Origin of the sequence: Bradyrhizobium cosmicum (genome assembly GCF_032290525.1) — a bacterium.
Classification (GTDB): domain Bacteria; phylum Pseudomonadota; class Alphaproteobacteria; order Rhizobiales; family Xanthobacteraceae; genus Bradyrhizobium; species Bradyrhizobium cosmicum_A.
In genome coordinates this window covers 1-257 of record NZ_JASXTA010000361.1, presented here as the reverse complement: position 1 = coordinate 257, position 257 = coordinate 1, and the positions used below count along the sequence as shown (strand labels likewise).

1 pseudogene is annotated in these 257 nt (G+C 55.3%); it reads right to left on the bottom strand.

The window, feature by feature from the left end:
• Window positions 1–222: pseudogene (locus QSV46_RS40250) on the bottom strand (pilus assembly protein); the annotation flags it as partial.
• Window positions 223–257: the final 35 nt, after the last annotated feature.

Genomic DNA, 257 nt, shown 5'->3' with positions numbered 1-257 from the left:
CATCGAGCCCGAGACGTCCAGCGTCAGATAAAAATCGAGATACGGCGGCAGCGAGGCGGCCGAGCTTGAAACGCCTGTTACCGTCAGCTTCTGAAACCCAAGCACCTTCATGAAGGTCACCGGTACCTCGGCAGTGAACTGGACGCTGGCATCCAGTTTTATTCCGGTCTTCGTAACGGTGCTGGTGCGAACCAGGTTTTGGTAGCCCGTGATCCCGTTCATGTTGGCGTCAAAGACATTATTGGCATCGGTAACGC